Raw genomic sequence first — 14,652 nt, 5'->3', positions numbered from 1 at the left:
TCCTCGCTTACCATAGCCCAATTTTCCGGCAGACTTGGACGCTCTGCTCTTTAAACCACCTGATACACCAAGGGCAACGCAGCCCAGGCTTCCACATGCAAGGCGTAATGATCGCCGCTGTTTTCGGTGGGGGTGAGGGGTTGGCTGGCGGCGTGGAGGTCTTTGAGGAGGGCTTGGGTGAGGGGGAGAGGTTTATCGAGTTCGATGAAGCGATCGCCGTCGCCCTTGGGGGGGGGCAATTGGGCGAGATAGGTGCGCATGGTGGGGAATGGGGCCCGACTACAGATGATATAGAGTTGGGTGAGTCCGGAGGTGCCTGCCATTAGGCCGGTGAGGGTCGAGGGGTTCGAGGGGTGGGGCAGCGTCAGAGAGGTGTTAGCCTCAACGACCCAATGGGATGCATCGCTGGTGGCGGGAGGATAGAGGGCGATCGCTTTACTGCGACTATCCAAACCCACCACCATCGTATAGAGGGGCTGATCACCAAAGTTTTCAATCTGGTATTGCACCATTCCCCCCAGGGGCAGAGTGGTGAAGGCTTGGGCAGTGAGATCCGCCACGGGGGGCGCGATCTGACGAGCGCGGCGGGTGCTCTGGACGGCCAGAATACTGGGCTGGGGTTTGATTAACCGTAGGGAAGCCTGGACAGGCAGTTGCGAGGACCCCGCATTCACCAACAAACGCCACCATTTGGCAGCGAGGAGGGTGGCAAAGGTGGGCACTAAGCGATTGATCGCGAGTTTAACGGCTTCATCAGACCCGCCGATGGTGTTGGCGATGGGCACACCGCCGGCTGAGTAGAGTTCATAGCCTTGGATCAGGTTTTTTTGGGTGCTGGCGATCGCCACGGGGGTTACAGAACCGCTCCGACTGAGGAGGTAGTCCGTCGCTTGCTCCCCGGCGAGCACCACATTAGCAACACTCTTAATATTGGCGAGGGCGCTGGTGGCATCGACCCGTTCAATCCGTTGCAGGCTGTGATCCAGGGCAATGGTTAACCCCAAATTACGAGGCAAAGCTCGCACCCATTCCTGAACGCGATCGCCCACTTGAGGACGGATCTCATTGTCCAAGGGCATCGCCTTCGCGGTCAGTTTCGAGCCTGAGCGCAACTGGAGAATGCCCCCCACCTCGCCACTATTGGTAATGACTCGAACCCGCGATCGCCCCTCCGTCTGATTCCACACCCACGGCACTATCCCCCCCAATTTCAACTGCACCTCGTTGGAATTGGGGTCTACCGCCGCCACATAGCCTTCCCCTCCCGTCGGGGCACTGGGGGTAATGGCGTAGGGGAGCACCGCTTGCGGAGTCTTGGCTTTGCCCCGCAGGTAGGGTTGTTGATCGGCAATGGGAACGAGGGTTTCGCTTAAATGTTTGAGGGTCATCAAGACCGTGGGCGAAGGGGTCATTTCCCAGAGCCATTGGGTGAGGCTATAGGTTAATAAGCCCGCACTAAAGCCCCGCCAGCGGCCTTCGAGGGCGGCTTCACTGCCCAAGAGCACCCCTGAATATTGCTCCCAACGGGATGCTGAGGAATGGCTAAGGCGTGTTTTTTTGCCAAGGCGTTGCTGGAGTTGTGCCGCCACTGCTAATTCTGCTTGGCTGGGGTGTTCGGCGGGGGCATCGGGATGAGCACGCGATCGCCAACTCCCCTGGAGCAACTGCCCAAAACTTTGATAGGCGGTATCAAGCACCACCGTCACCCGCCGCGTCGCCAGGGACTGCACCAGCAGCAGCAGGGTTTCTTCGAGAATGCCATTGCCCACCACCTCCGTCGCTTCGGCGGTTTCGCGGTCTACGGACACGAGGCGATTAGTGAGGATCGTTTGTTCCGGGTCGCGGTGGACTTGGGCCCCGTAGCCGCTGAAGTGAAAGACCACCGTATCGTCTTCCCGGGCCTGTTTGATCAGATGTTCTTGGAACGCCGCTTCAATATTTTCCCGTGTCCCTTGTTGATCCGTAATCGTGACAATATCCGCCGGCTGGAACCCCAACCGATGGATCAACACTTCCCGCTGCAATTCCACATCCATCCCACACCCTTCTAAAGAGGGATGGTGGGGATAGTTGTCGATCCCCACCAAGAGTGCGAGTTTGCGGCGATTTGTTGCGGTGACGGTTTTTTGGTATTCTGTCGCAGCCGCTGCCCAACTGGGGGGTGGAGCGATCGCGCCTGCTCCAGTGGCCAGTAGTGTGAGCCCGACCTGTTGCAAAAAGGTACGTCGATCCAATCTCATACCAACCTATGCTGCTGATGTGCGAATGCTTTGCTATCAGCCTATCAGCAATTGGTCATCCTCAACAGATTAAAAACCCAATACCGATAAGCTGACATTATACGAGAGCGCGTCTCAACCCAACCCCAATCCCCGTAACCCATCCCGACAACCAAACAAGGGGCTTAAAGCCCCTTGTCTTTCACCGTGAAGCCGATTTTGACGGCGAGCCCTAGCCCTGCATCGCCCGGATCAACTCCTGCGCCACTTCCGGCCGCGAAAATTCCGGCGGCGGTAATTTCCCATCCCGCAACAACGCCCGCACCTTCGTCCCCGACAGATGCACCCGCTCTTCCGGCGCACTCGGACTCGTTTTCGTTGTCGCCATCTGACCCGTGCGGGTGCAATAGAAAGCGTGCTCAAACTTCATCGGGATAATCCCCAATTCATCCGGCTTAAACTCATCAAAAATATGCTGAGCATCATAGGTTCCGTAATAGTCCCCCACCCCCGCATGATCGCGCCCGACAATGAAGTGTGTACAGCCGTAATTCTTCCGAATCAGGGCATGGAAAATCGCCTCACGGGGGCCCGCATAGCGCATCGCTGAGGGGTTAATCGCTAAAATCACCCGGTCTTGGGGGAAGTAGCGATCCATCATGATTTCATAACACCGCATCCGCACATCCGCCGGAATATCATCGCTTTTCGTTGCCCCCACCAGAGGATGCAAAAAGAGACCATCCACGGTTTCGAGGGCGCATTTTTGGATATATTCGTGGGCACGGTGGATCGGGTTCCGGGTTTGGAAACCCACGACGGTTTTCCAACCTGCCTCTTGAAACTTCGCCCGCGACACGGCCGGATCGATCTGATACTGCGGAAAGAGCGGATGGGGATCGCGCTGCAACAACCAGATGGGCCCCGCTAGATTAATCGGTCCTTGGTCGTACACCACTTTCACGCCGGGGTGCTTGTCTTCGTCGGTGCGATAGACGTTCACCGCTTCGTGGGTTTTGTTGTAGCGGTATTTTTGGGTCAGTTCGAGCACGCCGACAAATCGCCCGCTGGGATCATCCAAACGCACCCAGTTTCCTTCTTTGAGGGGTTCGGCGATCGCTTCTGTCACGGACAGGGTCACAGGCACTGCCCAGGGGAGACCGTTGGCGAGGCGCATATCGGTGACGACGGTTTCATAGTCGTTCTGCTCCATAAAGCCGGTGAGGGGACTAAAACCACCGATCGCAATCATGACTAAATCGGAAAAGGCCCGCTCGTCGAGTTGAACGCGGGGCATGGTTTCGCCTTGTTCGAGAAATTCTTTGCCTTCGGCTGCGGTGGCAATCCGATTAATTAAATGCCCGCCGTGGGCCGGAATCTGATCGTGGGTGCTCATAGGTGCTGGATTGTTTGGAGTTCCGGCTATTGATCCTAGCAAGAGGTGGTCTGTTCCGTATAGTTTTCAAGCGAGGCGGGGCTGGGTTTGAGCAAAGGCGCGAATGTCTTGGGGCAAGGGGGATGATTACAATCGAGGGAATGCGAGGATCAGGAGGGCCAAGATGCTCACGGTGGTTTCACCCGAAAAACTGTATCTTTCAGCGGGGACGGTGCTGCGATCGCCCGCCACCTGGCAAGACTATCAAGCCCTCCAGCAACAGCGGGGTGATGCGTCCCTGCCTCGGCTCAAATATCGATTGTTTCCGGGTTGGCCGGTGTCTGAGGGGGTGAGGCGCTGTTTTGCGATCGCCTCTGAACGCAACACCAGCGCCGCCATCCGAGACCTCCGCCAATGTCTAACCGACAAAAAAAGCACCTTGGTTTGAGAATTGCTGGTGCTGATTTTGGCAGATTGACAGACCAAGATCAACCAGCTACACTAGACTGTAATAGAACCCGCCCAGGCTCTTGTATGCAAATACATCCTCAAAGTGGCGGGTCATTTTTATGATTTAAATAATGTCCCAGCGTTTTACAAAGTCTCCTAAAACTGTTGCAGAACAAATTTCGCTGTTGCAAAAGCGTGGGCTAATTATTCCTGATCATAACGACGCTGAACAGTCTCTTTCTCGGATTAATTACTATCGACTGAAAGCATATTTCCTGCCCTTTGAGCGAGATCATACCCATATATTCAAAGAAAATACGAGTTTTTCTGATATTTTAGCCCTCTACACTTTTGATAGGAAACTTAGACTTCACCTCTTAGATGCCCTAGAGCATATCGAAATTTCGATCAGGCGACATTTCGCCTATGAGCTTTCTATGGATTCTGGTGCTCACGCTCATTTACAATCAGGGCTTTTTGATCGCTATTGGCAATCAAATATTGAGTATCTTAAGCAGCGAGTCCAGGAATCTACTGAAGACTTTATCGAGCATTTCAAAAACAATTATTCTGAGGATCTACCTCCTCTTTGGGTCGTTGTAGAGGTAATGTACTTTCGTACAGTATCATATTGGCTTTCATCACTAAAAAAAGATATTGTGAAGCGAAGAATTGCCAAGCACTATCAAATTAGTCCACAAGTTTTAGTCTCTTGGGTACACTACCTTTCAGTCATCAGAAATACCTGTGCTCATCATTCGAGACTTTGGAATCGGGAAATTTTGATCCAACCCAAACAGGTTAAACAAAAGTCTCATATCTTAAACGGTGTTCTAACTACTCAAGGACGAACTTATAATGCCTTAGTGATTATGCTTTATTTAATGGATCAAATCGATCCCAAGCATCGGTGGGGAAAACGCCTGTTGACTCTAATTGAATCTTGTCCACAGCCTAAAGCGTCAATGGGGTTTCCTGAGAGGTGGGAACGTTGTGCAATTTGGCAAAGATAATGGTGATGTGGCTTGTGAGAAAGCAGGGCTGGCAGTGCCCACCCTACAAGAGTATGGCTGCTTGCCCTTCGACGACCCTCAGGGTGCGCGGGGGTGCGCTGAGGGGTGCGATCGCTTCTCCTTTATAATTGTTGGGCTGCCGTTGCTCAACGACCGGCATCCAGTAGACCAGCAAGTAACACAGATCCTATGAGTTTCGATTATGACGTGATCATTATTGGTGCAGGGGTTGGCGGCCATGGGGCAGCCCTGCACGCGGTGCAATGTGGGCTGAAAACGGCGATCGTCGAAGCCGCCGACATGGGAGGAACCTGTGTGAATCGGGGTTGCATTCCCTCCAAGGCCTTATTAGCCGCCTCCGGACGGGTGCGCGAACTGCGCGATCGCCACCATCTCGAAGCCATGGGGGTTCATCTCAGCAGCGTTAGTTTTGATCGAGGCGCGATCGCCAACCACGCCACCAACTTGGTTGATAAAATTCGTGGCGACCTCACCAACAGTCTCAAACGCTTAGGAGTCACCACGATCCAAGGCTGGGGCCGCCTCGATGGGCCGCAAAAAGTCGGCGTAAAATCCGGCAACAGTGAGAGCTTCTTCACCGCCAAAAACATTATTATTTCCACTGGCTCCGTCCCCTTCGTTCCCCCCGGCATCGAGATCGACGGCAAAACCGTCTACACCAGTGACGACGCAGTGCGCCTCGAAAGCCTGCCCCAATGGATCGCGATTATCGGCAGCGGCTACATTGGCCTGGAATTTTCCGATGTGTATTCGGCGCTGGGCTGCGAGATTACGATGATTGAGGCCTTGGATACCCTGATGCCGGGGTTTGATCCCGATATCGCCAAAATTGCCGATCGCCTCCTCCTCAAAGGCCGCGACGTTGAAACCTATCAAGGCGTGCTCGCCAAGAAAATCACCCCCGGTGCGCCCGTGGTGATCGAACTCGCCGACGCGAAAACCAAAGAAACCATCGACGTGCTCGAAGTGGATGCCTGCTTGGTGGCCACGGGTCGGATTCCCGCCACGAAAAATTTGGGACTGGAAACCGTGGGCGTTGCCACCGATCGCCGGGGCTTCATTGATGTTAACGACAAAATGGAAGTGCTCCTCGACGGTCAGCCTGTGCCCAACCTCTATGCGATCGGGGATGCCACGGGTAAGATGATGCTGGCCCATGCGGCTTCGGCCCAGGGGGTGGTGGCGATTGAGAATATGTGCGATCGCACCAAAACCATCCAATACAACAGCATCCCCGCCGCCGCCTTCACCCACCCCGAAATTAGCTATGTGGGCCTCAGCGAACCCCAAGCCCAAGCCAAAGCAGAGGAGGAAGGCTTCAAAATCGCCACGGCGAAAACCTACTTTAAAGGCAACTCCAAGGCCCTGGCCGAAGGAGAAACCGACGGGATCGCCAAAATCATCTATCGTCCCGACACCGGGGAATTGTTGGGGGTGCATATCATTGGCATCCATGCATCGGACTTGATCCAAGAGGCGGCCAATGCGATCGCTGATGGCAAACCCGTCCAAGCGTTGGCCTTCAATGTCCACACTCACCCCACCCTCTCGGAAATTCTCGACGAGGCCTTCAAACGCGCCAAAGTCGCTTAGGGAATCCCCCCCGGCTGCGCCATCCCCCCTTGCAAAAGGGGGCAAAAAATTCCCCTCTAAGGGAGGCAAAGAATGCCCCCTTTTTTAAGGGGGCGCAAAGAACCCCCCCCTTAAAAAAGGGGGGGCAGGGGGGGATCACTCCCTAAGGGGGCGCAAAGAACCCCCCCTTAAAAAAAGGGGGGGCAGGGGGGGATCACTCCCATTGCCCATTGCATATTCAATCAACCTATGGAAATTCGCCGCATTAATCCGAGTCCGTCCGTCAATACTGATCCCCTTTGCTATCAAGCCCGACGGCCCGATAGTGAGCCGCGCCATATTTTAGAAAAAATTGTTTGGCATAAAGAGGCAGAGGTGGAGCGGTGGCGCGATCGCACCCCCCTGATCAAACTCCGTCAACAGATCCAATCCGTCGCCCCTGCCCTCGACTTTTACGCCGCCCTGCGGGATGGCCTCCGTCAACCCGCCCTGATTGCAGAGGTAAAAAAAGCCTCACCGAGCAAAGGTGTGATCCGCGAAGACTTCGACCCGGTGGCGATCGCCCAAGCCTACGCCAATGCGGGAGCAACCTGTTTATCGGTGCTCACCGATGCGGAATTTTTCCAGGGCAGTTTTGAAAATCTGTCCCTCGTCCGGGCGGCGGTCAATATCCCGCTCCTCTGTAAAGAATTTATCCTCTACCCCTATCAAATTTTCCTCGCCCGTAAGCATGGGGCCGATGCGATTTTGTTGATCGCGGCGATTTTAAGTGATCAAGATTTGACCTATTTCGTTAAAATTATTCGCAGTTTAGGGATGACCCCGTTGCTTGAAGTGCATAATTTAGCGGAATTAGATCGCGTCTTAGCCATTGATGGGGTTAATCTAGTGGGGATTAATAATCGCAACCTGGCGGATTTTTCTGTGGATCTCGCCACGACCCGTGACTTGATCACCGCCCGTCAGGATGCGATCGCGGCCCGCAATATCCTCCTCGTCAGTGAATCGGGAATTCATACCCCGGCTGACCTTGCCACGGTACACACTGCCGGAGCAAACGCCGTTTTGATTGGGGAATCCCTCGTCAAACAACCCGATCCCGGTGCTGCGATTCAGACCCTATTCCAAGATCGCTAAGATTGTTAAGATAGTGCGATCGCATCATCACCTATGGGACAATAATTATACCTTTCGCCCCGCCCCTGCTCCATGGATCAAATCCCCTTACCCTCACTAGTTCATTACGAATTGCTGCTCCAACTCTTGGAGCGTCAGAGTATTCATGCGGTGGATCAAAATCCAGCACTCCGGGAGCAAATTCACCAATTGATCATCACGATTCGCAAAGCGTTGGCCCAGCAGCGTCAGATTGAAACCATCTGCAATCAGGCCAATATTGACTATGAGCATCGCTGGTCGTTGAATAGTGTGGGCACAATGGCCAATGATGACGATGTGTTGCCCCAGGTGTTCCAGAGCCTCGAACAATAGCAGCATAGACCCGCTTAGCGGGTTTTAGGTTGCACCCCACTTCTTTTAACTTTCACGCTATGAACGATAAACAAATGCTGATGATTCCGGGGCCGACTCCGGTTCCCGCCCGTGTCCTGCAAGCCATGGCCAAGCACCCCATCGGCCATCGCAGCGGTGCATACAATGCTATCCAAGCGGAAGTCACCGCCCATTTAAAATGGCTCCACCAAACCGAGCATGATGTGATGGCCCTCACCGTCAGCGGTACGGGAGCGATGGAAGCCGGGATTATTAATTTCCTCAGCCCTGGCGATCGCGTCATCACCTGCTGTAATGGCAAATTCGGCGATCGCTGGGCTGAAATCTGCACCGCCTACGGCCTCAATGTCGAAAAAGTTACCGCCGAATGGGGCAAACCTCTCAACCCCGACGATGTCCGCGCCAAACTCCAAGCCGACACCGCCAAGGATATCAAAGCCGTCATCCTCACCCATTCGGAAACCTCCACCGGGGTTCTCAATGACCTTGAGGCCATTAACGCCGCCGTCAAAGAACACGGCACAGCGTTGATCATGGTGGATGCGGTCACGAGCCTCGGCGCGATTTCCGTGCCGATTGATGCATGGGGCTTAGATGTGGTGGCATCCGGGTCACAAAAAGGCTATATGATTCCTCCCGGTTTGGGGTTCGTTGCTGTCGGGCCAAAAGCTTGGGCCGCCTACGAAACCGCCACCTTGCCCCGCTACTATCTGGACTTGGGCAAATATCGCAAAGCCACCGCCAAAGACACCACCCCCTTCACGCCCCCGGTTAACCTCGTCTTTGCCCTGCAAGCAGCGTTACAGATGATGCGCGAAGAAGGTCTAGAGGCGATTTTCGCCCGCCATGCTCGCCACCAAAAAGCGACGCGGGCGGCGGTGCAGGCCTTAGGCTTGGCGACCTTGGGCGCGGATGACTGCGCGAGTCCGGCGGTGACGGCAGTGATGCCCACCCAAGTGGATGCGGAGGCGATTCGCAAAACCATGAATCAAAAATTTGATATTGCCCTGGCAGGGGGACAGGATCACCTGAAAGGGAAGCTGTTCCGAATTGGTCATTTGGGATTTGTCTGCGATCGCGACATTATCACAGCGATCGCTGCCCTCGAAGCCACCTTGCAGAATCTCGGTTGTGAGATTACCCCAGGGGCGGGCGTAGGCGCGGCCGCGGCTGTTTTCGCCCAAGGCTAACCCCTCGTGAATCCCCTGGCTCGATCCCCCCTAACTCCCCTTTTTAAGGGGGGAACCTCGAAAAAGCCCCCTTTAGAAGCGAGAAAATTGAAAGAAGTCCCCCTTTTTCAAGCAAGGTGCTCAGGCTGCTTCCAAACCCCTACAGGATTCGCTCCCAGGGGGCGAGGGGCTGGATCGCATTAGGATTGAGTACGAGACGATTCCAGCACCGATCGCAAATAGTTCCCCGTGTAGGAATCAGGATGAGCCGCTACGGTTTCCGGTGTGCCGATCGCCACAATCTGGCCGCCGCGATCGCCCCCCTCCGGCCCCAGATCAATCAACCAATCCGCACAGCGAATCACATCTAAATTGTGTTCAATCACCAACACCGAATTGCCCTTATCCACCAACCGCTGCAACACATTGAGCAAGTGATGCACATCGTAAAACGATAGCCCCGTCGTCGGTTCATCAATGAGATAGAGCGTCTTACCCGTGGCGCGGCGCGAGAGTTCCGACGCGAGTTTGACCCGCTGCGCTTCCCCACCGGACAGCGTCGGCGCAGGTTGACCTAAGCGCACATAGCCCAACCCCACATCCATCAGGGTTTGTAAGCGGGTGGCCGCCTTGGGGATTTTCTCAAAGGTGTGTAAGGCTTCCTCCACCGTCATGCCCAACACATCGGCGATCGAAAACCCCTTATATTTCACCTGCAACGTCTCCCGGTTATAGCGTGTCCCCTTGCAAATTTCGCACTGCACATACACATCGGGCAGAAAATTCATCTCGATCACGTTCACCCCTTGGCCGCTACAGGCTTCACAGCGTCCCCCCTTGACATTGAACGAGAATCGCCCCTGTTTGTAGCCCCGCGCTTTGGCTTCGATGGTTTCGGCGAAGAGGGCGCGAATCGAGTCGAAAATACCGGTATAGGTGGCGGGGTTGGAGCGGGGGGTGCGGCCAATGGGGGATTGATCGATGACGATCACCTTATCCACAGCGTTGAGACCGTCAATTTTCCCCAGATGGGTGGGGAAAGGGGTCTTTTTAGTGAAATGGTGTTGCAGGGCGGGGTAGAGGAGTTCATTGACGAGGGTAGATTTTCCCGAACCCGATACCCCGGTCACCGCGACTAATTGACCCAAGGGAATGTCTACATCGAGATGCCGCAAGTTGTTATGGTGGCAGTCTTTGAGTTTGAGGGTGCGACCGTTCCCTTTGCGGCGTTCGGGGGGGGTGTCGATGGTGCGCCGTCCGGAGAGATAGGCCCCGGTTAAGGAGGCTTCGGTCTGGAGGAGATCGTCAAAACTCCCGGCACAGACGATCGCACCGCCATGCACCCCGGCCTTGGGGCCAATATCCACAATGTGATCCGCAGCGCGGATCGTGTCTTCGTCATGTTCGACGACGATCAATGTGTTGCCCAGGTCGCGGAGTTTGCGGAGGGTGCTGAGGAGGCGATCGTTATCCCGTTGGTGGAGGCCGATGCTGGGTTCATCGAGGACGTAGAGCACGCCAGTGAGGCCGGAACCGATTTGGGTGGCGAGGCGGATGCGTTGGGCTTCACCGCCGGAGAGGGTCATGGCGGCGCGATCGAGGGTGAGATAATCTAAGCCCACATCGAGGAGGAATTGAAGGCGATCGCGAATCTCTTTTAACGCCAATGTACCGATCATCGCTTGGCGTGGGGTGAGATCAAGATGATGGATGCGATCGAGGGCAACGCGGATCGGCACGCTCGTCAGTTCAATGATGTTGTATTGACCGAGACGCACGGCCAGGCTTTCCGGTTTTAAGCGTTGCCCGTGACAGATTTCGCAGGTTTGAAAGACGATATATTGTTCAAGTTTTTGTTTATAGGTTTCTGAACTGGTGTCGGCATAGGCACGTTCGAGCATGGCCAGGATGCCCGCAAAATTACGATAGTAGCCTTTGCCGCGATAGGGGTCGGATTCCATCTGGATCGGCTGGTCTGCACCGTAAAGCAAGATGTGGCGTTGTTCGTCGCTGAGGCGATCCCAGGGGGTTTGGATTTCAAAATCATAGGCTTGGCCGATGCTGTGGAGCAGTGAGAGATAGTAGGCGTTGTCTTTGTCAGACCAGGGAGCGATCGCACTATACAGCGGTTGGCTTGGGTCAGGAATAATCAATTCCGGCGTGAAGGTGCGGAGGCTGCCGATCCCATGGCAGTGGGGGCAAGCGCCGTAGGGCGAATTAAAGGAAAATAAACGCGGCGAAAGTTCATCCATCACCGCCCCATGTTCCGGACAAGCAAAATTTTCTGAGAAGACCAATTCTTGGTCATCGGTGGCAATGATTGCTGTGCCTTCAGCGTGTTTTAAGGCGGTGGCGAGGGAGTCTACTAATCGTTCCTGGAGACCCTCTTTTTTGATCAGGCGATCAATCACAATTTCGATGCAATGGCTGTGATTCTTTTTTAACTCGATCGCATCACTGAGTTCTCGAATTTCACCATTAATTCGCACCCGCACAAATCCTTCACTGGCTAAGCTGGAGAGGAGTTTTTTATGGGTTCCTTTTTTCCCTTTCACCACGGGGGCTAAGACTTGAAAGCGAGTGCGATCGGGCAGGGCTAGTACGAGGTCGCACATTTCATCAATGGTCTGGGGGGCAATGCTGCGATCGCAGTGGGGACAGTGGGGCAACCCCGCCCGCCCGAACAGCAGCCGGAGATAGTCGTAAATTTCCGTCACCGTGCCCACCGTGGAGCGCGGATTGTGGGAGGTGGATTTTTGATCGATGGAAATGGCCGGACTCAACCCCTCGATCGCATCCACATCGGGTTTATCCAACTGCCCCAAAAACTGCCGCGCATAGGCGCTGAGGGATTCCACGTACCGCCGCTGCCCCTCGGCAAAAATCGTGTCAAAGGCGAGGGACGATTTACCCGAACCCGATACCCCCGTAAAGACAATGAGGCGATCGCGGGGTAAATCTAGGTCAATATTTTTCAAATTATGCTGCCGTGCGCCACGAATCCGAATCACATTCCGGGCGGTTCCTGCGGGATCAGCAGGCATCGGCAGCGAGTCGGATAGGTTCAATGGCTCTGACATAGGGGCAAGGGGTTAACAGTCCTTAACAATTTTAGCCCCTTGCGATCGCTTTGTTCAGAGCGTCCGAGTCTGGAGCGGCGATCGCTGCCCGGCTCCCGGTTTCCTTTTTGGGTGGTCAGAATTAATTCGGATTATCAAGCCTGTTCGCTGTAAGGGGAGGTGAACACACGCAATCAATCGAGTTTTTGTGGGGGCAATTGCAATTTTTTCCTCTTTTGAAGATCGCCTCATTGAATCCAGTGCGATCTTCAAATCAGAGAAAAAGGAGAGAAGCTTGCTAAAATCATTTGATGGATAATTAACGTTCCACAAAATCATACTATCTGATGTTTTTGAGTGACTGAAAATCAATCAAAATACGACTTAGTCCGAATCAGAGTCTCCCCGCTTTTTTAAGCGCAAAGATTGTGTGATTGTCTAACAGCCCAGCCCTGGATCAACAGTAAAGATAACGGCATGCAACAGGCAAACCCCAAACCCAGCCGAGTAGATGCTCAACCATGGCAATGGATAATCGGCGTTTTGTGGTGGGGGTGCTCACAGGGGGCGATCGCGCAACCCGTGCCGCCCAATATCCCGAACTCGCTGCCGCCCGCCTCCGATCGCTTACCACCCCTAGAGGAACTGCTGCCCCCCTCGACTCCGGAAGACATTCCGTTAGATGTGCCGATCGCCCCTCCTCCGGCAATGTTTCCCGCCCGCCCCGATGCGCCGCGTTTGACGATCAACCGCTTTGAATTTGCTGGGAATACGGCCTTTTCGGCGGCGGAATTAACGGCTGTGGTGGCGACATATCTGGGGCGATCGCTCACCCTCGCCGAGATCCAAGCCGCTGGCCAAGCGATCACTCAGCATTACCAAGACCAGGGCTACATTACCTCTGGGGCGTTTGTGCCGCCGCAGTCTGTGGCGGATGGGGCGTTACGAGTGCAGATTTTTGAAGGGGGCATTGAGGCGATCAATGTGACGGGGGTGCGGCGGTTGGATCGTAGCTATATTCGACAACGGGTGGCGGAGGCGGTGCGATCGCCCCTCAAGCAAGGGGATTTACTCAACGCCCTACAACGGCTCAAGCGTGATCCGCTGATCGAATCCATTGCCGCTGAACTTTCGGCAGGAACCCAGCCGGGGATGAATATCCTGGATTTGCGGGTCGTGGAGCGGGATGCCTTTGATATTGATTTCAGTGTTGATAATCAGCGATCGCCCAGTGTAGGTAGCGATCGCCGTCAGGTAAACTTCAGCCACGGTAATCTCACCGGGCGGGGCGATCGCCTCACCGTCGGCTGGGTCAATACCGAGGGGAGTAATAGCCTTAATAATCTCAGCTACACTGTGCCGATCAATGCCCGCAATGGCACGCTGGGTCTAAGTTACGGCAGGAGCGAAAACGCGATTATTGAAGCCCCGTTTAATGTCCTCGATATTTCGTCGCGATCGCACAATTACCAATTCACCTATCGCCAACCCCTGATCCAAACCGACAGCACAGACTTCGCCCTCAGCCTCTCCCTCAGTTATCAAGCCAGTCAAACCTTTCTCGGTTTTGATGACATCGGCCCGTTTCCCCTTTCCTTTGGGGCCGATGAAAACGGACGCACGACCATCACCGCCCTGCGTTTTGTCCAGGAGTATAGCCACCGTAGCGGTCGGGATGTCTTCGCCCTGCGATCGCAATTCAGCCTCGGCCTCGATGCCCTCAACAGCACGATCAACCCCGACCCGATCCCCGACAGCACCTTCGCCAGTTGGCGGCTGCAATCCCAATACCTCCGCCTCCTTGCCCCCCAAACCATCGCCCTGCTGCGCACCGATCTCCAACTCGCCGATCAAGGTCTCCTCGCCGCCGAACAATTTGCGATCGGGGGGGCGAGTACCGTGCGCGGCTACCGCCAAGACTTTCGCACGGCGGATAATGGTTTTTTTGCCTCCGCTGAACTCCGCCTCCCGATCCTGCGCATTCCCCAATGGGCAACACTGCTGCAAGTGACCCCCTTTGTGGACTATGGCTTTGTCTGGAATAGTTCCGAGTTCACTGCCGATAATCCCAGCACTCTGGCCTCGTTTGGCCTGGGTTCCCTGCTCAGTATTGGCGATCGCTTCTCCGCCCGGCTCGATTGGGGCATTCCCTTAATCAATCCCAACATTGACCAAAACAGTCTGCAAGAACAGGGGATTCATTTCAGCGTCAACTATCGGCTGTTTTGAGGAGGTTTGGATCTAGGATACTGATGGACGACG

Annotated in this window: 9 protein-coding genes and 1 pseudogene; 7 read left to right on the top strand and 3 right to left on the bottom strand. The window is 54.8% G+C overall.

What is annotated here, in order from left to right; translation table 11 throughout:
- Positions 1 to 50 precede the first annotated feature (50 nt).
- Both SPI6313_RS18050 and sat read right to left on the bottom strand, forming a co-directional pair.
- A complete protein-coding gene (locus tag SPI6313_RS18050) occupies positions 51 to 2,216 on the bottom strand; it encodes a caspase family protein (protein WP_175551180.1) in 2,166 nt (721 codons plus the stop codon).
- 235 nt (positions 2,217 to 2,451) lie between these two features.
- On the bottom strand, positions 2,452 to 3,615 hold the full coding sequence (gene sat, locus SPI6313_RS18045) for a sulfate adenylyltransferase (protein WP_072622242.1): 1,164 nt from the start codon (positions 3,613 to 3,615) through the stop codon (positions 2,452 to 2,454).
- 163 nt (positions 3,616 to 3,778) lie between these two features.
- Between sat and SPI6313_RS25205 the strand changes: the two are divergent.
- The 6 genes and pseudogenes from SPI6313_RS25205 to SPI6313_RS18015 all read left to right on the top strand — a co-directional run.
- Positions 3,779 to 3,913, top strand: a pseudogene (locus SPI6313_RS25205) (Uma2 family endonuclease); the annotation flags it as partial.
- Positions 3,914 to 4,175: 262 nt separating this feature from the next.
- The gene (locus SPI6313_RS18035; RefSeq protein WP_072622240.1) at positions 4,176 to 5,057 is read left to right on the top strand and encodes an Abi family protein; all 882 of its coding nucleotides are present in this window, start codon (positions 4,176 to 4,178) and stop codon (positions 5,055 to 5,057) included.
- A gap of 189 nt (positions 5,058 to 5,246) precedes the next feature.
- On the top strand, positions 5,247 to 6,671 hold the full coding sequence (lpdA, locus tag SPI6313_RS18030; protein ID WP_072622239.1) for a dihydrolipoyl dehydrogenase: 1,425 nt from the start codon (positions 5,247 to 5,249) through the stop codon (positions 6,669 to 6,671).
- A gap of 228 nt (positions 6,672 to 6,899) precedes the next feature.
- Positions 6,900 to 7,787 (top strand): indole-3-glycerol phosphate synthase TrpC, encoded by an 888-nt coding sequence (gene trpC / locus SPI6313_RS18025; protein ID WP_072622238.1) that lies wholly within the window; start codon positions 6,900 to 6,902, stop codon positions 7,785 to 7,787.
- Positions 7,788 to 7,859: 72 nt separating this feature from the next.
- The gene (locus tag SPI6313_RS18020; protein WP_072622237.1) at positions 7,860 to 8,141 is read left to right on the top strand and encodes a DUF5340 domain-containing protein; all 282 of its coding nucleotides are present in this window, start codon (positions 7,860 to 7,862) and stop codon (positions 8,139 to 8,141) included.
- 59 nt (positions 8,142 to 8,200) lie between these two features.
- Positions 8,201 to 9,352, top strand: a complete 1,152-nt coding sequence (locus SPI6313_RS18015; protein ID WP_072622236.1) for a pyridoxal-phosphate-dependent aminotransferase family protein — start codon at positions 8,201 to 8,203, stop codon at positions 9,350 to 9,352.
- A gap of 179 nt (positions 9,353 to 9,531) precedes the next feature.
- Here SPI6313_RS18015 and uvrA read toward each other — a convergent pair whose 3' ends face one another.
- On the bottom strand, positions 9,532 to 12,375 hold the full coding sequence (gene uvrA / locus SPI6313_RS18010; RefSeq protein WP_072622235.1) for an excinuclease ABC subunit UvrA: 2,844 nt from the start codon (positions 12,373 to 12,375) through the stop codon (positions 9,532 to 9,534).
- 492 nt (positions 12,376 to 12,867) lie between these two features.
- Here uvrA and SPI6313_RS18005 point away from each other — a divergent pair, with 492 nt between their 5' ends.
- Positions 12,868 to 14,619, top strand: a complete 1,752-nt coding sequence (locus SPI6313_RS18005; RefSeq protein WP_072622234.1) for a ShlB/FhaC/HecB family hemolysin secretion/activation protein — start codon at positions 12,868 to 12,870, stop codon at positions 14,617 to 14,619.
- Positions 14,620 to 14,652: the final 33 nt, after the last annotated feature.

The organism is Spirulina major PCC 6313 (assembly GCF_001890765.1).
Taxonomy (GTDB): domain Bacteria; phylum Cyanobacteriota; class Cyanobacteriia; order Cyanobacteriales; family Spirulinaceae; genus Spirulina; species Spirulina major.
The sequence above is the reverse complement of the archived record's forward strand: the minus strand, read 5'-3'. Positions and strand labels throughout refer to the sequence as shown.

Coding starts and splice junctions, on each gene's coding strand:
- sat (WP_072622242.1), bottom strand. CDS start 3,615: ATGAGCACCCACGATCAGATTCCGGCCCACGGCGGGCATTTAATTAAT.
- SPI6313_RS18035 (WP_072622240.1), top strand. CDS start 4,176: ATGTCCCAGCGTTTTACAAAGTCTCCTAAAACTGTTGCAGAACAAATT.
- lpdA (WP_072622239.1), top strand. CDS start 5,247: ATGAGTTTCGATTATGACGTGATCATTATTGGTGCAGGGGTTGGCGGC.
- trpC (WP_072622238.1), top strand. CDS start 6,900: ATGGAAATTCGCCGCATTAATCCGAGTCCGTCCGTCAATACTGATCCC.
- SPI6313_RS18020 (WP_072622237.1), top strand. CDS start 7,860: ATGGATCAAATCCCCTTACCCTCACTAGTTCATTACGAATTGCTGCTC.
- SPI6313_RS18015 (WP_072622236.1), top strand. CDS start 8,201: ATGAACGATAAACAAATGCTGATGATTCCGGGGCCGACTCCGGTTCCC.
- uvrA (WP_072622235.1), bottom strand. CDS start 12,375: ATGCCTGCTGATCCCGCAGGAACCGCCCGGAATGTGATTCGGATTCGT.
- SPI6313_RS18005 (WP_072622234.1), top strand. CDS start 12,868: ATGCAACAGGCAAACCCCAAACCCAGCCGAGTAGATGCTCAACCATGG.